This window comes from Cytobacillus sp. FSL R5-0377, assembly GCF_038004385.1.
Lineage (GTDB): Bacteria > Bacillota > Bacilli > Bacillales > Cytobacillaceae > Cytobacillus.
The window spans coordinates 3,217,777-3,239,128 of sequence record NZ_JBBORA010000001.1 but is presented as its reverse complement, the minus strand read 5'-3'; the positions used below and the strand labels follow the sequence as shown (position 1 = coordinate 3,239,128).

Genomic DNA, 21,352 nt, shown 5'->3' with positions numbered 1-21,352 from the left:
TTATCCTCCCTGCGTTTCCTTGGCTTTCCATCTATTGAGTACTCTTATCAGGACACCGAGAATCATACCCTTCATTTCTTTATCTATAAAAATGACTAGAACCAATAGAAGAATTTGAATCATAAAGACGATGAAAGAGTGATAATCAGTAAAAAGATTTATACCGGAGGTGCATAAAGCAAAAAATATTAAATAAGGAAATAAGGCTTTTTTTGCAATTATCCAGCGACTAGGATTACAGATCCAAAACCCCAAAAGTGCAATTCCTTCAATTGACGCTCCTGCAATTGCAGCACCGGCTATGCCGTATGAATTACTGAACTGTATATATAAATAGATGCCTGTAATAATGGCTATGGCCTGTATAACAGTTCGGTAAGATTGCAGCCCCCTGGTAGTCAGTCCGTCAGCTAATGCAATATTTATTGCCTGTAAAGTAACCATTAAAGATAAAATTTTTAGCGGAAATGATGCAGCTGTGACCGTCAAGTAGAATGATACAATTTTTGCTGATTAATTTGAGACACTTTGTTCACCAAAAATCGTTTTTCGATGTTTCATTCTCCAACTATCTTCATTTAAATGAACTATTTCCACTCGATGTAAGATCCGGTCCAGTATAGCTGTCGTGATGGCTTGGTCGCCCAATAGCTCACCCCATTCTTTAGGCCCTTTATTAGATGTAAGTATAATCGAGGTTTGGTTATAAAGGGTGTTAATGAGATGGAAGAACATATTAGCTTCCTGTTTATCCATTGCCATAAACATCAAATCATCAATAATAACCAAATCTGCCTCTCTTATTCGCTTCATTCTTGTTTTGGATTTCCTCGTTATTTCTTCAGTCTTTAATGCCTGAATTAAATCTCCCATAGTGGTAAAGATCACTTTATATCCCTGGTTTAAAGCTTCTATTCCTAAACCTATCGAAAGATGGGTCTTACCGACACCTGGCGGTCCTAGAAAAATGATGTTATATAGCTGCTCAATCCATGTTAAATCTTTTAACTGGTTTAACTTCTTACTGCTCAAAGACTTTTGCTCATTCACATTATACTCATCCACAGTACTATGGAAGGGAAACGTCGCCCACTTAAATCGCCTTTCCAGCTGCTTTTCATCTCTGCGTTTTTGTTCATAGGTTACTACATCTAGTAGAAACTGAGTAAAGGACAAGTCCCTTTTCTCAGCTTCTCTTATTAACTCTGGCAATCGATCAGCTGTTTCAGCTAACCGAAGGGACCTTAATTTATCTTGGACCTCCTGAAGCTGATTCAACTTTGATCACCTTCTTCCAGTAAAACCGTATAGGCATCTACATTTCTCTTTTGTGCTTCTGTTTCTATTATCCAACCGGATATGCTATTTAATGGTGAAACAGTCTCAGCTTTGTCGTTTGTTGTATCATGAACCTGTCGTTGTCGCTTGAGGTATAAAATGATATCGCTGAAATCTGTTGCACTATATAAGTTTCTCTTGATACATTCCGAGAGGGCTGCTGTTAGAAGCTGCTCGTTATTTTGTTTTGTTTCTTTTAGTATCATTTGTAACTGATCACGAATATACCGTGGGTACTTCTCACGAAGTTTATCCAAGTAATCGTAGGCCGTTTCTGTTTCTTCGAATCGTTTTGCCACAGTATCAATAAATGTATCGATTCCTTTTGAGCGATCTCTTGTATGCTTTCTGTCTTTAATTAATTGTCCTTTACCATCCGGAATCTGATGTTTGGCCAGGAGTTCTCCTGTCTCAGAGTTATAGATTAATAGTTCTCTGTCTTTTGTTTCTTTTATTGAGACCATTTCATGCTTATGAAAAGTTCCAAGTGGAAGGGAGTACCTATTGGATAAATACCGTATGGTATTGTCCTTATGGATGCTTCTTGTTATACTATTTTCATGATTGTTTAGGAAATTAATGTTTCCTGAGACTGGTCTTAAGTGTTGCTTTTCCAAGGAGAACACTTCGACCGGTCTTTTTTTTGTTGTGTTGTGGATTTTTCGATTACCTGTACGATTTAGCCATTCCCATCCTTGCTCATTCCAAGAATCAATATTATTGAACACTCTATACTTGGCGAAATTGTACTTAATAAATCCTACAACGTTCTCTATTTTCCCTTTGCTTTCTGGATCGGCTTTCCTACAAACCCGAAGGTTTAAATTTCGAGTTTGCTTATAGTGCTGAAACTCTTTCGTTAAAATGAGATCTCCGCCATTCTCGCTCACCACAATTAAGCTATCCTGATCATACACGAGTTCTCCTGGGATCCCACAAAACCATTGAAAAGCATTTTCATGAGCTTGAATGACATCTTGAGTTGTAAAGGGGCGATCTAACCACTCTTTATATTTGTATCTCGAGTTAGATAGCACAAAGGCAATAAAGTTCAGCTTTACTTCTTTATTATCAGACGTTTTCTGCTTGGTGTGCCCAAAGTCAACTTGGACCTGTTCCCCCATTGGTGAATCAGGTATTGCTTCATAATCCCTTGGTGAAGATTCCTTAGCTATTTTATATTCAACTCTTAGCTCCCTTACGTAAGCACGGACTGTGCTTTCACCCACTTCAAGTTGTTCCTTATACCTTTCCATCAACCAATCTTCTACTTGTGCTGCTGAAAGATCAGGATGTTCCCTTAACCAATTCAAGATTAACTCTTTATAAGGATCCAACTTTTTCTTTCTTGTTTGTAAAGATTCAACCCATTCTGCCATCTCCGAAGGAGATCTCTTAAGATGCCGATATACAGTTGCCCTGGATACCCCCAGTTTATCTGCTACTTTGGATTTACTAAAACCTTTCTTGAGTAACTGCTGAATTTCCATATACATTTCCCACTTATCCACCTTTTCTCAGCCCTCCAATGATTTAAGAATCAAACCATCATCATACAATGGAGGAGCTATATATTTTACTGGTATATTAGGGTAAATAAGTGTTTCATCTTATCTAGCAAAAACTGTCTACTTTAGTTTAGCAGTCACAGCAGCAATCCACATTTCACCGAATAATAAATGAATAACTGCCTCTGGTTTAGCGAACAAAGGAACAGTTATCGCAATACCAGCTAAAGCCATTAGCTTAATAAGAGTGATGTTCTTATGTAAGTGCTCCTCTAGTTGATTATTATTAAATGCCCTGAATAACACTGGGTAGTATGCTCCTGCTACAATAAAAGGGATTTGCTGCAATGCTTGGGGGATACGGTATGCAACTGCAAATATGCCTACTTCACTTAGAGTCAAGGTTTTACCTATAATAAGAGGGCCTAAATGAGGAAGAATGACAAAAAGAAGGCCTCCAAGTGAAAATGATCCAATATTTCGTAATAGTCCCTTATGAAACGAACTTTTCATTCGTATTTGTACGTATTGGCGTACTTTATAAATTCCAAATACTCCAGCTGCCAGGTAAGACAATCCATATAGAGTACAGATAAATAAATGGTTTAAATTAAATATTAATCCAGCAGACAGTGTTAAAACTAAACAAACAGAAGCCACAATGCGGATTAAGCCGCAATAGTGCATTCTCTCAATCATTTGAAAGAATATGGTTCCAATACTTTGCAGAGTGAGGCCAAGCACCATGGGTATAATTAAAAAATAGGAGGTTAAAATAAACTCTTTATTCCACGAATTTGAAAAATGAATGATGGCAAATCCACATATAAAAGAAACAGCAAGTAAAATGATCCTAACCTTCAAATAAGATGAAATTAGAACCGATAGGTCCACATCTTTCTTAGATCCTTCTCTTAACACAATGCTGTTCAGCCCTGAATCTGTTAAATAACCCATAATCATTGCAAAAGCTAATGCAACACTAAACATGCCATAATAATAGGATTGCAAATAATTAGCTAAAATAATTAAAGAAGCAGCATTTAAACTACTCGATAGGGCAGTACTATAAAATAAGTGGAATATATTTTTTCCTATTGTATGTTTCTGAAATTTTTTCAATAGCATAGCCACCCGCGCGTTAGTAGGCATTAACCTGTTTGATAGATAACCCCTAATATTTTGCTGTTTTTCCTTTCTAATTTCATTTTTGCCTTGAAGGCATCATCTTTCTTTGTCTTGTTTTCCTTAAGTACTAATATAGTTCCATCGCAATAACTCGCTAACACTTGAGAATCTGATACAGATAAAATAGGAGGTGCCTCAAAGATAACAACATCGTATTCTGTCCTGCAGCAGCTCGTCATATCCTTGATTTTGCTGGCCACCCATACATCTGATGGATTTAAAGGAATTGGTCCTGCAGGCATTACGAATAAATTATTAATAATTGTCTCTTTACTATTTAGTTGAAGGCTTTCCACATTCCTGACTGCATTCGTAAAGCCACTTTCATTCTTCAACTGAAACCAATGATGGAGTGAAGGGCTGCGAATATTCGCATCAACCAAAAGCACTTTTTTTCCCTGTTCAACAAAAGCAATGGCCAATTTAGAAGATATAATAGATTTCTGTTCCTCCTCATTGGGGGAAGTTACCATTAATAATTGGGATTCATTATCATATAAATGATCTATATAAGTGCTAATCATACGAATTTGCTCTGAACATATTGAATGGCCACTTTGGTGGATCATCTTGGTATATTTTTTTATTTTCTTTTTTTTAAACACCGTTTTGTCTCCCTTCATTATTTTCTAAGGATGCCTGATATTTATTTCCGGATTTATCCTTATACATTCTTTTGCCTTTTTTTAAATTTACCTGTCCCAGGACAGGAAGTCCCAAAGTCATTTCTACTTCGTTAATATTTTTTATTGATTCATCCCAATACTCTCGCCACATGGCAAGTCCCACTCCAAGAAATAGGCCTATTACCAGACCTATTGCGATATTCAATGACAAACTTCCGACAACTTTAATGGATGGATCTGTTTCATTGTCGCTTAATAGCTTTATATCCTGCACATCAAACTGAGCATTCATTTTATTAACAGTTGTTTTGGCAATCGTATTGGCAATTTCTTTGGTTTTCTCCCTATCGTGGCCTCGTACCACTACATTAACTATTTGCGAATCTCGATTGTTTTGGACAGCTAGCTTTTTATCTAGATCATCATCTCCCAAATTAAACTGTTCTTTAACTGAATTTAGTACAACCGGGCTCTTTATAAGGTCTATTGTTGAAGCCAGCAGCATATTTAACTCCTGTGAATCTCCATATTGGCCATCCTTTTTTGTCAGCTTGCCGATAAGTATATTCTCCGTTGCTTCATAGGTAGGCTTTATAACATAAATGGACAGTCCCGAAGTCAGAAGGAAAAGACAAATTACAGTAAAAATAATAGTCAGCCATCTTTTTTTGATTATCCTGAAAAATGTTTTGAGATCTATATGTTCGTTCATGGAAACCTCCAAAACTTTTATGCCTTTAATTGAATTTGGCCCATAGAGGCAACCGTTTCTCTTAACCCATCTATAAAAGAATACCTGGGCTCCCATTTCAGCAATTTAATTGCTTTTTTATTTGATAGACAGCTATGCCTTATATCCCCTTTCCTTTCCTGACCGTAAATTGGCATAATCTCAGAATCTAATAGATAGTTCAACTCGCTTACAATATCTTTTATGGAAGTTTGAGTATTATTACTTATGTTAATTACTTCATTTTCACCATAAAGAATAGCTGCTGCATTTGCTTTGGCAACATCCTTTACAAACACAAAATCTCTTGTCTGGAAACCATCTCCATGAATATTTAATGATTGTCCTGTTATTGCCCTCTTAATGAAAATAGCTACAACTCCGGCTTCACCATTTGTATCCTGCCTCATGCCATAAACATTTGAGTACCGTAAAATCGTGTAAGACAGTCCATACAGTTCTGAAAAAAGCTTAATATAGGATTCAGCATTCAGTTTTGATAAACCATAAAAGGATTTAGGTAATACAGGATGTTCTTCGTCAATTGATAAATAGTTGGGATTTCCATATAATGCAGCTGTGGATGCGAATATAAATTTCTTCGTTTGATGCCTTACACAGGCATTTAAGAGATTGATAGTTCCAATAATATTTGATTCTCCATCTAATTTAGGATGAGTCAATGAATTGGAAACTGACACTTGTGCAGCTTGATGAATTACATAATCCGGTTTTTCCGCCAAGAAAATTGGATCTAAATTGCCGCGTATATCAATATGGTAGAATCTAGCTCCGGCAGGAATATTTAATTCTTGACCAGTTACTAAACTGTCCAAAATAACGACCTCATAATCTTCTTTAATTAGCTCTTCGGCAATGTGGGAACCAATAAACCCTGCTCCTCCTGTTAACAAAACCTTCATTGTTTTCACCTTTCCATTTAAAGAATTTCTTCCCCGAAATGCAGTTAGTCATGACCATTTCTGGAAGAAGACTTGGCCCTAAAAAAAATATATGTAGTCCCAATCATTATATAACCATACTTTTTTACTAACATTTTCAAATAATATCCAGTATCAAACGAGAAAACATAGTCCATTCTAATTATTTTTCACAGGACATAAACAAGAAAAGCTGTCCATAGGATAAGTGGACAGCCTTTCTTCTACTAAAATTTATCTCTCATAGAGCGCTGTGATTGATATCTAATATTAAAGTCCTGCTATATGGTGTTTTAGATAAAAGAAAAGTACCACCAATTTCTCTCTTTCGAAATGCAGTCCCTTGATCTTTAAATGGAATATCTATTAAAAGTTACAGCCTTATGCTGTAACTGGATACTAAATGTCCCGCTGACTTTAACATCTTCAAAATATCTGAATTGCTTCAAACATGCTAAATAAAAAATTGCAAGGTCTGTTTCAGACCTTGCAATTTTTTTACTCTTCCACTCTTTCATCCTTCCCCGCCAGCCAAAAAGCCGCCGCTATAGAACCAGCGATCACGATAAACGGTGCATAAAACATCACAAATTCCGCCATGTTTCTCCCCTCCTATGCATGGTCGTCACGCTTTCCCTGAACATAGTCTTTATTGAAAAGAAACAGCCTGAGCAGCAGATAAAGGGAAGGCAGAAGCAATCCGAATCCTGCTATGAAGGCAATGACCAGCGCGATTGCCATGGCTTCGTTTGTGAAACCATCATAAATCGTCAGGTACGGATAAAGCAGATACGGATAATGCGAGATCCCATAGGCAAAGAAGGCCACAAAGAATTGCCCTGTCAGCAGCCCGAATGCAAGGCCATAGTTTCTTTTCTTCCAAATCAGATAAACCGTCCCTGCAAACAGCAGGAAGGAGATGCCAAACAGCCACCACAGCTCCATTAATCTGCTGAAATGTTCAGGGTTGTGGTCCCTTAGTTCGACAATGATGCCTGTCGCTGTCACGATTGCAGGTACTGCCCATATTAGAGCGTATTTTCTCAGCAGCTCTGTGGCAGGTTCATCGTTTGCTTTATTGGCATACCAGGTCAGGAACACAGCTGATATATATAATACCGCTGCAATACTCAGCACAACTATGCTCCAAGTCAGCGGGCTTGTGAACAATGTCCAATAGTCAAGCTCCAGCCCTGATGAAGTCTCACTAACGAATCCGCCTTCTGAAATGGTCAGGACTATGGATAAGGATGCAGGAATGAAAAGACCTGAAAGCCCATACAGATAGGTCCATCTCTTTTGCTTCAGTCCGCCGTAGGTGGTAAAAGCATAATACGAACCTCGAATGGCAAGCAGGACTACAGCTATGCTTGCCGGCACCAGAAGGATCGTTCCATAATAGTAGGCAGTTTTTGGGAAGAACCCGACAATGCCAACGAAGAAGAAAACCAGGAACACATTTGTAACTTCCCATACCGGAGATAAATACCGCTGTATGATTCGCGTTAAAATATGCTGTTTTCCGCGGAATAGACTGTATGCGTTGAAAAATCCTGCCCCAAAGTCAATAGAAGCAACGATGACATAGCCGAATAGAAACAGCCATAAGACGGAAATTCCAATGATCTCTAATGTCATCGAACCTCACCTTCTTTCTCCAGCTCACGGTCAGCCAATTCCTGTTCGACCGGATTTTTGCGGAACATTCTGGTGAGGACAATGATGCTTCCGATTGCCAGCACGAGATATAAACCTGCAAACAGCAGAAGCATCAGGTCTACCTGGCCGCTTGAAGTGGCAGCATCCTCCGTGCGCATAATCCCCCTGAGAATCCACGGCTGCCGGCCCACTTCCGCAAGCCACCAGCCTGCTTCAATTGCAATAATTGATAACGGCCCGCCCAGAACAATCAGCCAGCGGAACCATTTCGCCGCAACAAAACGCATTTTAAACCAGGTACCCAGGACATAGATGAGTGAAAGTGCCGTCATCCACATTCCTATGGTCACCATGAGGTCAAATAAATAATGGATATAAAGCGGCGGAATTTCATCTTCCGGAAATTGATCGAGTCCAATTACTTCTGCATTCGGATTGCTGTGAGCAAGAATGCTGAGTGCATATGGAATTTTAATTGCATATTTCACTTCACCGTCATCGAGAACCCCATATAGCATTAACGGTGCCCCTTCTTCTGTTTCAAAATGCCACTCAGCAGCAGCCAGTTTTTCAGGCTGGTATTCAGCAAGATATTTTCCTGAGAAGTCACCAATTACAGCTGTAGCGATCGAGAAAATCAATCCAATTTTCATTGTAAGCATCAATGCCTTTTTATGATAAATATGATTTGATCCTTTCAAAAGGCGATAAGCACCTATTGATGCCAGAACAAATGCTGAAGTCATATAGGCAGTGGACAGCACATGCGCAACTTTCGTCGGCATGGCAGGCGTGAACATCGCCAGGACCGGGTTAATATTAACAAGCTGGCCATTCACAACATCAAAGCCCTGCGGCGCGTTCATAAAAGCATTTACAATTGTAATGAAAATAGCTGAAAAAGATGCCCCTATTGCGACCGGGATTAATAAAAGCAAATGCTTCTTCTGATTCTCAAACCGATCCCATGTATAAAGATAGATCCCGAGGAAAATAGCCTCAAAGAAAAAAGCAAATGTCTCCATAAACAGAGGCAGCGCAATGACATTGCCTGCAAGTTCCATAAAGTTAGGCCACAGCAATGAGAGCTGGAGCCCGATGGCAGTGCCGGTAACAACTCCGACAGCCACTGTAATGACAAAGCCTCTCGTCCACCTTCTAGCGAGCAGAATATAATGTTCATCCTGCTTTTTGATTCCCACCCATTGCGCAATCATAATCATGAGCGGGATGCCGACACCGATGGTTGCGTAAATGATATGGAAGGATAATGTCAGCTCTGTTAAGACACGGCTGAAAAAAACTGATTCTTCATTTCCCATTTAACATTCTCCTTTTCCTATCCTGCAAAAATGCGTCCAATAAAAGAAAGCCCCATAATGATGGCCACTGTAAAAGCAAGCCACATCAAAATGCGTTCCTGTTTTTTATACATTCACTCACTCCTCTTGATTGCTCATTACATCACATTATTCCATTGTTTTGAAGGAAAAGCTGTGACGCTAAACCAACATTTATATGGGGAAAGTATGAAATCATATGTATTTTCTTTTATAGCTTCCTATTCCCTCTAGTAAAGCAATTAAAACGAAAAGGACATTGGAATTTGCCAATGCCAAGTTTCATTCAGGTTATTTTATCTAACTTCCAGAATAACTACTTATCCGCTGATTCTGGCGCATTTACCATCCTGCTTCTTGCCATCAATAATGTGATCCCTTCATTACTACACTACATAAACCTTTGGGTAGAGGGAGCTTTTTAGCAAGCAATTACTTTATTAAAGGAACTGCAAGGTTAACACTTTAGGCTTGTCCTAATACCCAGCCTTTTAATATTAATCTGTTCAACCCCTTTAAGTTTATACTTTTTTTGCCAATAATAATCCCGGTGTATACACACCGGGCAAGAGTTATATATTTTTTACTGCCGTTTCTGGATCTTCATCGCCTGATACCAGGTCGAATGCGCGCCTATAGGTATTTTCTTGATTCAGCACAGCATAAAGGGTTTTAGCTACATCTTCACGGGGAATGAATCCCCGTTCCAGGTTTTCCGCTGCTTTAATATGGCCGGTTCCCGGGTCATTTGTCAGACCGCCCGGGCGTACGATCGTGTAGTTCAAGCTGCTGTTTTCCAAAATTCTGTCGGCATAATGCTTCGCCACGAAATAAGGCTTGATCGTTTCACTCCACTTATCGCGATTATTTGCCTGGATAGCGCTGACCATTATAAACCGGTCTACACCAGCCTTCTCCGCCGCTTCAATTGCTTTTGCCGCTCCGTCAAGGTCAATCAGAAGAGTTTTGTCATAGCCTGTATTTCCGCCTGAACCTGCACTAAATACAATTGCATCACATCCTTTGGCTGCTTCAGCCAATTCATCTACTGTTCCTTCAAGGCTTGCTACTGCCGTTTCCACACCCATATCTTCAAACTGCGGGACCTGTTCTTCTTTTCTGACCATTGCTCTTGCTGTATGCTTACCCCCATCTTTGATAAGCTTTACCAGCAGCTTTCCAATTTGTCCGTTTGCTCCGACAATAAGAACTTTCATGTATAATCTGCCCCTTTCTGAACTAGTGGCCTTTATTATTTCAAAAGAAAAATGCATTATCAAATGAACTGTTTAGGGGCCAAAACGAATAATCCTCTTTTTATAAAGAGCCGCAATTGTATTCATAATGAATACAGGAATCTTTTTTGGAAAATATTTCTTTCTATAAAATTTATAGAATGCATGCTTCAAGTCGTCCCATTGTGTGCATTTTTTCGTTCGCTTAAAACGGGCAACATCAATGATTTTAATACACCCATCCCCTGTAAGAATAATGTTGCGCAAGTGAATATCCGAAGGATTTAGCCCACTCTCCCTCGCGATATCTAAGGCTTCATCAACTTGTCTTATTATCTCCTCTTTTATTGGTACCCCCTGCGCAAGACACTCAAACAGAGTCAGCCCCTGCACATAATCAATTACAATATAGTTATCTCCAGATCCATAGAAAGAGGGATAGTATGAATGATCAGGCAGTTCCCTGTAGACCTCCGCTTCATCCCTGGCTATTCCTTTAGATTCCGGAAAGAAGACTTTTATTGCATAATTGGTTTCCTTAATCCTAAAAGCAAAGGCACTTCTCCCTGCCCCTATAAATTCCAGCCTGTCGTCCTTTTCAAGAAGTCTGGTCCCATTAAGGCGTCTGGAAAATTTCACACTGTCTGCAAGCTGTTGATACAGTTTCATTAATAAACCTCCCTGTTCCAGACTCTCCTAAAAAATAAAAGGCACTGAACCATTTATTGGTCTCAGCGCCTTTAAAACAAAAGAGACCTTACCAAATAAATGGTAAAGGTCTCGCAAGCAACATCTGTTGCCAGCAGAGCCGGAGATTTATCATCTCGTATTGACGACTCTACTTGAAAGCTACTCCCCTTTAGGAAGAATCCGAACTATGCTGTTAGTTTTATTATATGTTTCATTCATATATTAGTCAAATAAATGGGCCGCGGAAATTATCCTTTTAAATGGAGCTGGAAAGCTGCCGGATGGGATAATCCGTGGTATCCGAGACGTTCGCCTCAATGCCGATTAGCGTAAAATTATTATTCTGCTCTTTTATCATGATAGCTGGGCAATGTAAAGAGGGACCAAGAAGTGATACCTTATAAAGTCACTGTGTTTACATGCCAAATTAGAGGGTAAACAATATCCGTCCTAAATTTCTTGTTTAATAATTGCCGTTTTTATCGTTTAAATTGTAAAGATTTCGGGTAACATAATTGTAACATTACAAATAAATAAAAATTAACTAACTGCCTGTTAGTCCTTTATATCCCTAAAGGAGGGAGTCATCATGGATTTTGAACACGAGGCTGTCATACTCAAGAGAGAACTCTCCCTTCTCATGGATGAATATGAAAGGTGCGAGATTGACGACGTGAAAAACGAAATATCCAAAGATATTCAACTGCTGAGCCGTGCAATAGACGATATACTTAATTAAGTATATTCCTGGCATGGCTTTTTTTATATTCTAAATTTCCCGTTTTTTAACGCCCATGTTTTTAGGAGTGATGTTTTATGTCTCAGCACATTTATTACAGTTTCATCCGTCTTCCCTTAGTAATCAGGATTCTCTTAATTGCCCTGTTGGTGATCTTTCTTTTTGGAGGAATAGTACATATTATCGAGCCCTCCTCCTTTCCGACCTTTTTTGATGGAATTTGGTGGGCTGTAGTTACAGCTTCCACCGTCGGATTTGGAGATTTATATCCGAAAAGCACTGGCGGACGCATTATAGGAATTGCGCTTATTTTTACGGGAGCGGGCTTTCTGTCTACATATTTTATTTCACTTGCAACAGCCGCGGTTACCCGGCAGAATGACTTTCTGGAAGGAAAAGTTGGATATCGGGGCAAGGATCATATTGTTGTAATCGGCTGGAATGAACGTGCACGGGAGATCGTTAACGCACTCGGGGGTGATGGGATGAATCATTCCATTGCTTTAATCGATGAAACATTAAAATCTAATCCTGTTCCCTACAACAACGTACATTTTATTCAGGGTCGCGCTAACAGAGATGATGTCCTTATAAAAGCAAATGTTTTTGACGCGCAAAAAGTCATCATTACAGCAGATCAAAACAAAGATGAATTACATGCTGATATGAATTCAATCCTAACCTTACTGGCAATCAAAGGACTGAATCGAGATGTTCAATGCATCGTGGAAATATTAACGTCTGAACAGGCAGCTAATGCAAAAAGAGCGGGTGCTGATGAAATTGTCCAGACGAATGTGCTCACAAGCTTTGTTATGATCAACAGCGTTTCATCCCAGGAGCTTGTAACTTCTTTTCTTGATCTGCTCGGACAGCTTGATAAACGGAAATTAACGTTTCAGCCTGCATCCGAGGAAGTGGAAAATAAAACATTTGCAGAACTTAGTGCAGAGCTTATGGGAGAGGGCATTCTCCTTTTAGGTGTGAAAAGAGGGGAGGAAACCCTTGTTAATCCCCCCCAGCCATTTAAAATCCTTCAGCAGGACCAGCTGATTGTAATTCTTGGTTAATCTCTTAATAAAAGGGATTCCAGTTCTTCGACAAGTGCTTTGCCGAGATCAATGAATTCTTCCGGAAAACTGGCGTCTTTATCCACAGGCTCCGAGAATTGATCAAAGGACGCACTGAAATTTCCGGTATAGGCGTGGTCATCCAGGCCACGCTGGTATTTATGGGAAAGTAAAAATGGCCTGCCTATCTCCACCGTACAGCTTGGATCATCAAGCTGCCCATCAACTGCTTTAAAAGGCACCCTTAAAAACTGGTACCCCACCTCATCATCAATTTTATAGTCAAAAGAACCGTGGTCATAATCCCAGTTCCCTCCGATCGAATAGCCAATCGGCTTCAAAGCCTGCTCCAGCTTATATAAATCAAAATGCTTTCCTTCCACTTTTGAAGGTATCTCAATCACTGAATCCATCCCCTTTTACGCTTTTTGCTTAGTTTCTCCAAAGCGAGGGATATCATGAATACTTAGAGTTAGATATTTCGCGGTTATTTGTAGAAATTCACAATATATGTAAAGTTTCGCTGAAATATTAAATTCTTCGCAGTTAAGCTGCATTTTTGTCTTTGGAAAGCAACTATTCGATGTGCCTTCAATCAGTTGATAATCTTTTTCAGCCCCACTATAACAAACACGCCAGTGTCTTCCTTAATGTAACTTCTGAGTATACGACTTTCCGCCTTATGTCAGCAATGCCCAGTTCAGGCACAAAAAAGGCAGAATATATTTTCTCCAATAAAAAACGCCCACCCGCAGGCAGACGCTTCTCATACTTACTTCAATCTCTTTTCAAGTTCTGCTTTTTTCTCTTCAAATCCTGGTTTTCCTAAAAGGGCAAACATGTTCACTTTGTATGCTTCAACACCCGGCTGGTCAAATGGATTCACTCCCAGAAGATAGCCGCTCATTGCACATGCTTTCTCAAAGAAGTAAACCAGATAGCCAAATGTATAGGCATCCATTTTCGGAATGGAAACGATCAGGTTTGGCACCCCGCCGTCTGTATGTGCAAGCATAGTTCCTTCAAAGGCTTTATTATTCACAAAATCAACAGTCTCACCAGCAAGATAGTTCAGACCATCAAGATCATTTTCTGCCTTTTCAATGGTAAGTTCATGGCGCGCTTCTTCCACTTTGATAACCGTTTCAAAAAGGTCACGGCGGCCTTCCTGCACATACTGGCCTAATGAATGTAGATCAGTGGAGAAGTTGGCTGAAGAAGGAAAAATTCCTTTCTGGTCCTTTCCTTCACTTTCTCCGAACAGCTGCTTCCACCACTCTGCAAAATATTGAAGGCCTGGTTCATAGTTAATCAGCATTTCAATCGTTTTTCCTTTGTTATAAAGAACATTGCGGACAGCAGCGTACTGATAGGCTGCGTTCTCCTGAAGCTCAGATTTGCTGAAGTCTTCTCGTGCCTGTGCTGCACCGCTCATCATATCTTCAATATTTGCACCGCTGACAGCTATCGGCAAAAGGCCTACTGCTGTAAGAACAGAATAGCGGCCTCCCACATCATCAGGAATAATAAATGACTCGTAGCCCTCTTCTGTCGCAAGAGTTTTTAAAGCACCTCTCGTTTTGTCAGTCGTAGCATAGATTCGTTTACGCGCTTCTTCTGCACCATATTTTTCCTCAAGCATTTTGCGGAAAATACGGAAAGCCAATGCTGGTTCAGTTGTGGTGCCTGATTTAGAAATCACGTTGATAGACCAATCTTTTCCATCAAGGAGATCCATTAGATCCTTCATGTATGAAGAGCTGATATTGTTGCCGGCAAATAATACCTGCGGAGTTTTGCGCTTTTCTTTTGGAAGTGCATTATAGAAGCTGTGCTGCAGCATTTCAATAGCGGCACGTGCTCCAAGATAGGAGCCTCCAATTCCAATGACAATAAGAACATCGGAATCATTCTTAATTTTCTCGGCTGCTTTTTGAATGCGTAAGAACTCTTCTTTATCGTAGTTTGATGGCAGATCGATCCAGCCTAAATAGTCGCTGCCTGCTCCAGTTTGTTCATGAAGGGAGTGGTGAGCAACCTTTACGGCATCCTGCAGATATGTAATTTCATGTTCGCCAAAAAAAGGAAGTGCTTTTGAGTAATCAAAACGAACGTGTGTCATGAATGTCCTCCAATTTTTCTCAAATTTAAACAGCTGTGCTGTTATCTCTATTCCACTTTAACTAAAGCCCCAAAGTTAATCAAGAATCATCCTATATTGTAAGCGTGTCCAATTTTGACATATTTTTTACTCATAAAGATGATTGTCATTTCCCGCGAAAAGTGTCAAAGGACCCCGCTAAAGGCGGGGTCCAATATCTGAATGTTACAGGGAAGCCCGGTAGATTGAAACTACGTCAGCATGATTCAATTTCGCAAAATTGCCAAATTCTCCATTGACAGTCGCTTTATCTGCCATCAATTCGATCTGGCTGTCATCGATGTCATAATCAGCCAGGCGGGAAGGCGCCCCAATGCTGTTCCAGAATTCACGAAGCTTTCCGATTCCTTCAAGTGCTGTCTCTTCATCCGTTTTTCCTGCCTGATCCACATTAAATACACGGACAGCCAGCTGCTTAAAGCGTTCTGGCTTCACTTTTAGATTATGCTTCATCCAGTTCGGGAACAGAATGGCAAGGCCGCCGCCATGAGGAATATCGTAAACAGCCGATACAGCATGCTCGATATTATGCGTTGCCCAGTCTCCTCGATATCCCATATTCAAAATACCATTCAAAGCCATTGTGCCGGAATATAAAATGACTGCTCTATGCTCATAGCTTTCGAGGTCTTCAAGAAGCTTAGGAGCTGCCTCCATTATGGTAATCAGCAGTGATTCACACATGCGATCCTGAAAATCAGTATTTTCCTCAAGATGGAAATAATGCTCCAGCACATGGGACATCATATCGACAATTCCATACACCGTTTGATTTCTTGGCACTGTAAACGTATTAACAGGATCAAGAATTGAGAATTTAGGAAAAGTCACAGGACTGCCCCATCCGTATTTTTCATTGGTTTCCCAATTTGTAATAACAGATCCGGCATTCATTTCAGAACCGGTAGCAGCTAATGTAAGAACCGTTCCAAACGGCAGAGCTTCTGCCGCAAATGCTTTCTTGATAACCAGATCCCAGGCATCGCCATCATATTTAGCACCGGCAGCAATAGCCTTGGTGCAATCGATTACACTCCCTCCGCCAACAGCAAGCAGGAAGTCGATGCCTTCATTTTTACAGATTTCAACACCCTTGCGAACGGTGGAAATTCTTGGGTTAGGTTCAACACCTGCCAATTCAAAAACTTCAGCACCGATTTCAGTTAGCTCAGCCATCACTTCATGATATAAACCATTACGCTTAATGCTTCCTCCCCCATATACAACAAGCACTTTCTTGCCGTACTGAGGAATTTCAGTCTGCAATTGGGACAGCTGATCTTTCCCAAAAATTAATTTAGTCGGATTATAAAAGGTAAAATTTTGCACATCACCATCTCCTTTTCCCAATCATTATCTTTCAAACTTCCAGCTAATGCAAAAAGTATGTTCGTCTATCCTTCATTATGGCCCTTTACGAATAGTACAATGAATATTTTTTATTTACGTGCAGCAACATAATAGTGAACCTATACTACTAAGGAGGAAACATCATGAGTGGCATTCAGCGTATTGCACTGGTTCTTACAATTATTGGAGCTATTAACTGGGGGTTAATCGGATTCTTCCAATTTGATCTTGTGGCAGCTATCTTTGGCGGCCAGGATTCAGCCCTTTCAAGAATCATATATGGTCTGGTGGGCATCGCTGGCCTAATTAACCTTGGCCTTCTCTTCAAACCAAACGAAGAAATGGAAAGAGAACCTGAAGCAAGGCCATCCCGTTAATATATGCAAAAAATCCTTGCACATATTGTGCAAGGATTTTTTAATCGAAATTTTTACCCTGTTAACAGAATTACACCCAGCCTCTGAAGCGGGATGCTTCAGACATTTTTCTTGCTCCAGCCATGTAGGCTGCAAGACGCATATTTACTTTTCTTTGCTGTGAAGTCTGATAAACATTATCAAAAGCCTGTACAAGCACTTTTTTCAGCTTATCTGTAACTTCCTCTTCAGTCCAATAATACCCTTGGTTGTTCTGCACCCATTCGAAATAGGAAACAGTTACACCGCCTGAGCTTGCCAAAACATCTGGAACAAGCAGGATTCCCCGGTCTGAAAGAATTTTTGTAGCTTCAAGAGTGGTTGGACCGTTTGCTGCCTCTACAATGATGGGTGCCTTAATATTATGGGCATTTGCAGCAGTAATCTGATTGGATACGGCCGCAGGAACGAGGATATCGCAGTCCAGTTCAAGCAATTCTTCGTTTGTCAATGTGTTATCAAACAGGGTTGTTACCGTTCCAAAGCTATCGCGTCTATCCAGAAGATAATCAATATCCAATCCATTCGGATCATATAGAGCACCATAAGCATCTGAAATAGCGACTACTTTAGCTCCTGCATCATACATGAATTTAGCCAGGAAGCTTCCTGCATTTCCAAATCCCTGAACTGCCACACGGGCTCCTTCAATAGAAATGCCCCGCTTTTTTGCAGCTTCTTCAATGCAGATCACTACACCCTGTGCCGTTGCCTTTTCCCTTCCTTGCGACCCGCCGAGAACAAGCGGTTTGCCAGTAATGAATCCAGGAGAATCATACTCCCGGAGGCGGCTGTATTCATCCATCATCCAGGCCATGATCTGTGAATTTGTATAAACATCTGGAGCAGGTATATCCTTTGTAGGGCCAACGATTTGGCTGATTGCCCTTACATACCCCCGGCTTAAGCGTTCCAGTTCACCCATTGACATGGAACGGGGATCACAAATGATTCCGCCTTTACCTCCTCCATATGGAAGATCCACAATTCCGCACTTCAAACTCATCCACATGGATAAAGCTTTTACTTCATCCTCATTTACTTCAGGATGAAAACGGACACCGCCCTTTGTCGGTCCTACCGCATCATTATGCTGTGATCTGTAGCCTGTAAAAATTTTTATTGACCCGTCATCCATTCGTATTGGAATCCTTACCGTGAGCATCCTCAGCGGCTCTTTCAGCAGCTCATACATTTCATCTGCATAACCGAGCTTGTTCAAGGCCTCCTTGATCACAACTTGGGTTGAAGTAAATAAATTTAAAGACTCTTCGATTTTTTGTTCAGCTTCTTTACCAGCTACTCCTGCAGCTCCCATCATGGCACCTCTTGATTTTAATATTTAGGAAAATGAAGCAATATTCCATAACCAGCCCTGCATCACCAAATTTAGATACAGAGCCGACTTTCTAAAAAATAAATCAGCTTAATACTTTATTGATTCTTTCAATTGCCCAATCAAGCTCTTCCTCAGAAATAACTAAAGGAGGGGCAAAACGAATAACCGTGTCATGCGTTTCTTTGCAGAGCAATCCTTGTTCTTTAAGCTCTTCACAATATTTGCGTGCCGGTTCATTCAGCTCGACACCGATAAATAAGCCGCGGCCGCGCACTTCTTTAATGACAGGATTATTAATTTCTTTCAATTTGTTCATGAAATATTCGCCCAATTGAAGGGACCGTTCTGCAAGCTTTTCTTCAACCAATACGTTCATGGAAGCAACCGATACGGCACAAGCCATTGGGTTTCCTCCAAATGTTGAACCATGTGAACCAGGATTGAATACCCCAAGAACATCTTTATTCGCAACCACACAGGAAATCGGGAATACTCCTCCTCCAAGCGCTTTTCCTAAAATGTACATGTCAGGATCTACATCTTCCCATTCACATGCAAACATTTTTCCGGAACGCGCAAGTCCAGCCTGAATTTCATCTGCAATGAATAATACATTGTTCTCCTTACAAGTTTCATATGCTTTTTTCAGGAATCCTTCGGGAGGAATCACAATGCCAGCTTCACCCTGGATTGGCTCAATTAAAAAAGCGGCCGTATTTTCAGTGATCGCATCTTTAAGAGCATCCAGATCTCCGTAAGGAATCAGCTTAATGCCAGGAAGCATAGGTCCGAAACCCCGCTTATATTCTTCTTCAGAAGAAAGCGAAACCGCTGTCATTGTGCGGCCATGGAAGTTACCTACACAAGCAATGATCTCTGCCTGATTATCTGCCACCCCTTTTACATCATAAGCCCAGCGGCGCGCAGCTTTTATTGCCGTTTCAACCGCTTCCGCACCTGTATTCATCGGAAGTGCCATTTCTTTATTTGTCAGTTTGCAAATCATTTCATACCATGGCCCCAGCTGATCGTTATGGAAAGCACGGGAAGTTAGCGTTACGCGGTCCGCCTGATCCTTCAGCGCCTGGATAATTTTTGGATGGCGGTGCCCCTGATTTACTGCTGAATAGGCACTAAGCATATCCATATATTTATTTCCTTCAGGATCTTCCACCCAAACACCTTCCGCTTTTGAAATAACGATTGGAAGCGGGTGATAGTTGTTTGCCCCGTATTTTTCAGTTTGTTCGATAAGTGAATGTGTTTTTGTCGCTTCAGTCAATTAAAATTCCTCCTTTTTCAGAATAGTCCTTTTTATTGTAACGTTAAGCTATCCTACTTTAAACTATTTAAGGTTTTAGCATGCACGGGATATGAAATATCCCGCGCATGCCCGCAAGTCTTAATACATTTCAGAAGTAGTCTTCGCCTGCATATGCAGAAGAATGTAGTCAGGTCCGCCCGCTTTAGAGTCAGTTCCTGACATGTTGAATCCGCCGAATGGCTGGTATCCAACGATCGCACCTGTACAGCCGCGGTTGAAGTATAGGTTTCCTACATGAAAATCCTCGCGCGCTTTTTGGATGTGTTCGCGATTCTGTGTGATCACAGCTCCTGTTAAGCCGTACTCTGTGTTGTTCGCTATTTCAAGCGCATGGTCGAAATCTTTTGCTTTTGTGAAACCAACAACTGGACCAAAGATCTCTTCCTGCATAAGGCGTGCATCCGGTGCAAGGTCAGCAAATACAGTCGGCTTGATGAAGAAGCCTGTTGAGCTGTCTCCTTCTCCGCCTGTCATCAGCTTGCCTTCTTCTTTACCGATTTCGATGTAGCTCATGATCTTATCAAATGCAGCCTGGTCAATAACTGGACCCATATAATTGCTCTGGTCTTCCGGATTGCCCTGCGTTAATTCATTTGTCAGTTCCACCACACGGTTAAGAACCTGATCATAAACATCTTCTACTAAAACGGCACGTGAACATGCAGAGCACTTCTGGCCGGAGAAGCCGAAAGCAGATGCCACGATGGAAGTTGCAGCCAATTCAAGGTCTGCATCTTTGTCGACAACGATGGTGTCCTTGCCGCCCATTTCCGCGATGACACGCTTCAGCCAGATTTGGCCTTCATTTAACTTGGAAGCGCGCTCGTTGATGCGAAGTCCCACGTCGCGTGAACCTGTGAAGGAGATAAAGCGGGTATCTTTATGGTCAACCAGGTAGTCGCCCACTTCTGCCCCGCTGCCCGGCACGAAGTTTAGAACGCCCTTCGGAAGGCCTGCTTCTTCCATCACTTCTACGAATTTCGCAGCCACAACCGGTGTAGTGGAAGCTGGTTTTAATAGAACAGTGTTTCCTGCCACGATTGCGGCAACAGTAGTGCCGGCCATGATCGCAAGCGGGAAATTCCAAGGGGAGATGATGATGCCCACTCCCAATGGAATGTAGTCATAACGGTTATATTCGTTTGGACGGCTGTTAACTGGAACACCGTCTTTAATTTTTAAGATCTGGCGTGCATAGTACTCAAGGAAGTCAATCGCTTCCGCAGTATCAGCATCTGCCTCATTCCAAGGCTTACCTGCTTCCTTTGTTAAAAGGGCAGAAAACTCATGCTTGCGGCGGCGGATAATCGCAGCAGCTTTGAATAAAACATCTGCACGTGTTTCCGGCTTCACTTTTCTCCATGTTTTGAATGCTTCCACAGCAGCCTGCATCGCTTTTTCCGCAAGCTCGCGGTTTGCCTTTGAAACACGGCCAACTACTTCTTCTTTATTAGAAGGATTGATGGATACAATTTTATCTTCAGTAGAGATTCTTTCTCCGCCTATTAATAGATCATAGTCCTGTCCTAAATAGCTTTCGACTGTTTTTAATCCCTGTAAGTATGCTTCGCGGTTATCTTCTTCTTTAAAGTTTGTGAAAGGTTCATGTTTGTACGTCTGTACCATGAAGTCATCCTCCTTTTGTCTTTTCATATTCATCCGCTCATATATAATGCAAGAACTGTGCCAATATAAAAA

21 protein-coding genes are annotated in these 21,352 nt (G+C 40.8%); 3 read left to right on the top strand and 18 right to left on the bottom strand.

All coding sequences use genetic code 11. From position 1 onward, the window contains the following. From NSQ49_RS16510 to NSQ49_RS16460, 12 genes are all read right to left on the bottom strand, one after another. Complete coding sequence (locus NSQ49_RS16510; protein ID WP_251284988.1) at positions 1 to 444, bottom strand: hypothetical protein; 444 nt, start codon at positions 442 to 444, stop codon at positions 1 to 3. Between the two features lie 69 nt (positions 445 to 513). Continuing rightward, a complete protein-coding gene (gene istB / locus NSQ49_RS16505) occupies positions 514 to 1,278 on the bottom strand; it encodes an IS21-like element helper ATPase IstB (protein WP_174752389.1) in 765 nt (254 codons plus the stop codon). Continuing rightward, positions 1,275 to 2,849, bottom strand: a complete 1,575-nt coding sequence (gene istA / locus NSQ49_RS16500) for an IS21 family transposase (protein ID WP_174752390.1) — start codon at positions 2,847 to 2,849, stop codon at positions 1,275 to 1,277. The genes istB and istA overlap by 4 nt, the downstream gene beginning before the upstream one ends. A 117-nt stretch (positions 2,850 to 2,966) precedes the next feature. Next, entirely contained in the window at positions 2,967 to 3,968 is a 1,002-nt protein-coding gene (locus NSQ49_RS16495) for an oligosaccharide flippase family protein (protein ID WP_251284860.1), read from the bottom strand. Between the two features lie 29 nt (positions 3,969 to 3,997). Then, a complete protein-coding gene (locus NSQ49_RS16490) occupies positions 3,998 to 4,639 on the bottom strand; it encodes a CpsD/CapB family tyrosine-protein kinase (protein ID WP_251284859.1) in 642 nt (213 codons plus the stop codon). After that, complete coding sequence (locus NSQ49_RS16485; RefSeq protein WP_251284858.1) at positions 4,632 to 5,372, bottom strand: YveK family protein; 741 nt, start codon at positions 5,370 to 5,372, stop codon at positions 4,632 to 4,634. Before NSQ49_RS16485 ends, NSQ49_RS16490 begins: the two co-directional genes overlap by 8 nt. A 17-nt stretch (positions 5,373 to 5,389) precedes the next feature. After that, positions 5,390 to 6,313 (bottom strand): NAD-dependent epimerase/dehydratase family protein, encoded by a 924-nt coding sequence (locus tag NSQ49_RS16480; RefSeq protein WP_251284857.1) that lies wholly within the window; start codon positions 6,311 to 6,313, stop codon positions 5,390 to 5,392. Positions 6,314 to 6,829: 516 nt separating this feature from the next. After that, positions 6,830 to 6,931: a cytochrome bd oxidase small subunit CydS gene (gene cydS, locus NSQ49_RS26735; protein WP_396399520.1), complete on the bottom strand. Its 102-nt coding sequence runs from the start codon at positions 6,929 to 6,931 to the stop codon at positions 6,830 to 6,832. 12 nt (positions 6,932 to 6,943) lie between these two features. Beyond that, positions 6,944 to 7,969 carry a cytochrome d ubiquinol oxidase subunit II gene (locus tag NSQ49_RS16475; protein ID WP_251284856.1) on the bottom strand — a complete coding sequence of 342 codons (1,026 nt, stop codon included), beginning with the start codon at positions 7,967 to 7,969 and terminating at the stop codon, positions 6,944 to 6,946. Further along, positions 7,966 to 9,312, bottom strand: coding sequence for a cytochrome ubiquinol oxidase subunit I (locus tag NSQ49_RS16470; protein WP_159871151.1), 1,347 nt, complete (start codon positions 9,310 to 9,312; stop codon positions 7,966 to 7,968). The genes NSQ49_RS16475 and NSQ49_RS16470 overlap by 4 nt, the downstream gene beginning before the upstream one ends. Positions 9,313 to 9,902: 590 nt before the next feature. Continuing rightward, positions 9,903 to 10,547 (bottom strand): SDR family oxidoreductase, encoded by a 645-nt coding sequence (locus NSQ49_RS16465; protein WP_159871154.1) that lies wholly within the window; start codon positions 10,545 to 10,547, stop codon positions 9,903 to 9,905. A gap of 72 nt (positions 10,548 to 10,619) precedes the next feature. Beyond that, positions 10,620 to 11,234, bottom strand: coding sequence for a protein kinase family protein (locus tag NSQ49_RS16460; RefSeq protein ID WP_159871157.1), 615 nt, complete (start codon positions 11,232 to 11,234; stop codon positions 10,620 to 10,622). 610 nt (positions 11,235 to 11,844) lie between these two features. Here NSQ49_RS16460 and NSQ49_RS16455 point away from each other — a divergent pair. Together NSQ49_RS16455 and NSQ49_RS16450 are read left to right on the top strand one after the other, a co-directional pair. Continuing rightward, positions 11,845 to 11,994 (top strand): hypothetical protein, encoded by a 150-nt coding sequence (locus NSQ49_RS16455; RefSeq protein ID WP_175609186.1) that lies wholly within the window; start codon positions 11,845 to 11,847, stop codon positions 11,992 to 11,994. A gap of 77 nt (positions 11,995 to 12,071) precedes the next feature. Beyond that, positions 12,072 to 13,064: a potassium channel family protein gene (locus tag NSQ49_RS16450; RefSeq protein WP_159871160.1), complete on the top strand. Its 993-nt coding sequence runs from the start codon at positions 12,072 to 12,074 to the stop codon at positions 13,062 to 13,064. On the opposite strand, the gene NSQ49_RS16445 is transcribed toward NSQ49_RS16450, so the two are convergent. The 3 genes from NSQ49_RS16445 to NSQ49_RS16435 form a co-directional block, all read right to left on the bottom strand. After that, entirely contained in the window at positions 13,061 to 13,468 is a 408-nt protein-coding gene (locus tag NSQ49_RS16445; protein ID WP_159871163.1) for a YugN-like family protein, read from the bottom strand. The two genes, NSQ49_RS16450 and NSQ49_RS16445, sit on opposite strands and share 4 nt — an antisense overlap. Before the next feature lie 368 nt (positions 13,469 to 13,836). Then, complete coding sequence (locus NSQ49_RS16440) at positions 13,837 to 15,186, bottom strand: glucose-6-phosphate isomerase (protein ID WP_159871166.1); 1,350 nt, start codon at positions 15,184 to 15,186, stop codon at positions 13,837 to 13,839. Between the two features lie 204 nt (positions 15,187 to 15,390). Continuing rightward, the gene (locus tag NSQ49_RS16435) at positions 15,391 to 16,554 is read right to left on the bottom strand and encodes an iron-containing alcohol dehydrogenase (protein WP_159871169.1); all 1,164 of its coding nucleotides are present in this window, start codon (positions 16,552 to 16,554) and stop codon (positions 15,391 to 15,393) included. Positions 16,555 to 16,718: 164 nt separating this feature from the next. On the opposite strand from NSQ49_RS16435, the gene NSQ49_RS16430 reads away from it, so the two are divergent. Further along, a complete protein-coding gene (locus NSQ49_RS16430) occupies positions 16,719 to 16,952 on the top strand; it encodes a DUF378 domain-containing protein (RefSeq protein WP_251284855.1) in 234 nt (77 codons plus the stop codon). Positions 16,953 to 17,022: 70 nt separating this feature from the next. Here the strand turns inward: NSQ49_RS16430 and NSQ49_RS16425 are convergent, their stop codons facing one another. The 3 genes from NSQ49_RS16425 to pruA all read right to left on the bottom strand — a co-directional run bounded on the left by NSQ49_RS16425 (position 17,023) and on the right by pruA (position 21,280). Then, the gene (locus tag NSQ49_RS16425; RefSeq protein WP_159871181.1) at positions 17,023 to 18,309 is read right to left on the bottom strand and encodes a Glu/Leu/Phe/Val family dehydrogenase; all 1,287 of its coding nucleotides are present in this window, start codon (positions 18,307 to 18,309) and stop codon (positions 17,023 to 17,025) included. 103 nt (positions 18,310 to 18,412) lie between these two features. Next, the gene (locus NSQ49_RS16420; protein ID WP_159871175.1) at positions 18,413 to 19,612 is read right to left on the bottom strand and encodes an ornithine--oxo-acid transaminase; all 1,200 of its coding nucleotides are present in this window, start codon (positions 19,610 to 19,612) and stop codon (positions 18,413 to 18,415) included. 120 nt (positions 19,613 to 19,732) lie between these two features. Further along, on the bottom strand, positions 19,733 to 21,280 hold the full coding sequence (pruA, locus tag NSQ49_RS16415) for an L-glutamate gamma-semialdehyde dehydrogenase (RefSeq protein ID WP_251284854.1): 1,548 nt from the start codon (positions 21,278 to 21,280) through the stop codon (positions 19,733 to 19,735). Between the last annotated feature and the right edge of the window lie 72 nt (positions 21,281 to 21,352).

Coding starts and splice junctions, on each gene's coding strand:
- NSQ49_RS16485 (WP_251284858.1), bottom strand. CDS start 5,372: ATGAACGAACATATAGATCTCAAAACATTTTTCAGGATAATCAAAAAA.
- pruA (WP_251284854.1), bottom strand. CDS start 21,280: ATGGTACAGACGTACAAACATGAACCTTTCACAAACTTTAAAGAAGAA.
- NSQ49_RS16430 (WP_251284855.1), top strand. CDS start 16,719: ATGAGTGGCATTCAGCGTATTGCACTGGTTCTTACAATTATTGGAGCT.
- cydS (WP_396399520.1), bottom strand. CDS start 6,931: ATGGCGGAATTTGTGATGTTTTATGCACCGTTTATCGTGATCGCTGGT.
- NSQ49_RS16425 (WP_159871181.1), bottom strand. CDS start 18,309: ATGGGAGCTGCAGGAGTAGCTGGTAAAGAAGCTGAACAAAAAATCGAA.
- NSQ49_RS16510 (WP_251284988.1), bottom strand. CDS start 444: ATGGTTACTTTACAGGCAATAAATATTGCATTAGCTGACGGACTGACT.
- NSQ49_RS16465 (WP_159871154.1), bottom strand. CDS start 10,547: ATGAAAGTTCTTATTGTCGGAGCAAACGGACAAATTGGAAAGCTGCTG.
- NSQ49_RS16455 (WP_175609186.1), top strand. CDS start 11,845: ATGGATTTTGAACACGAGGCTGTCATACTCAAGAGAGAACTCTCCCTT.
- NSQ49_RS16440 (WP_159871166.1), bottom strand. CDS start 15,186: ATGACACACGTTCGTTTTGATTACTCAAAAGCACTTCCTTTTTTTGGC.
- NSQ49_RS16470 (WP_159871151.1), bottom strand. CDS start 9,312: ATGGGAAATGAAGAATCAGTTTTTTTCAGCCGTGTCTTAACAGAGCTG.
- NSQ49_RS16480 (WP_251284857.1), bottom strand. CDS start 6,313: ATGAAGGTTTTGTTAACAGGAGGAGCAGGGTTTATTGGTTCCCACATT.
- NSQ49_RS16450 (WP_159871160.1), top strand. CDS start 12,072: ATGTCTCAGCACATTTATTACAGTTTCATCCGTCTTCCCTTAGTAATC.
- NSQ49_RS16475 (WP_251284856.1), bottom strand. CDS start 7,969: ATGACATTAGAGATCATTGGAATTTCCGTCTTATGGCTGTTTCTATTC.
- NSQ49_RS16460 (WP_159871157.1), bottom strand. CDS start 11,234: ATGAAACTGTATCAACAGCTTGCAGACAGTGTGAAATTTTCCAGACGC.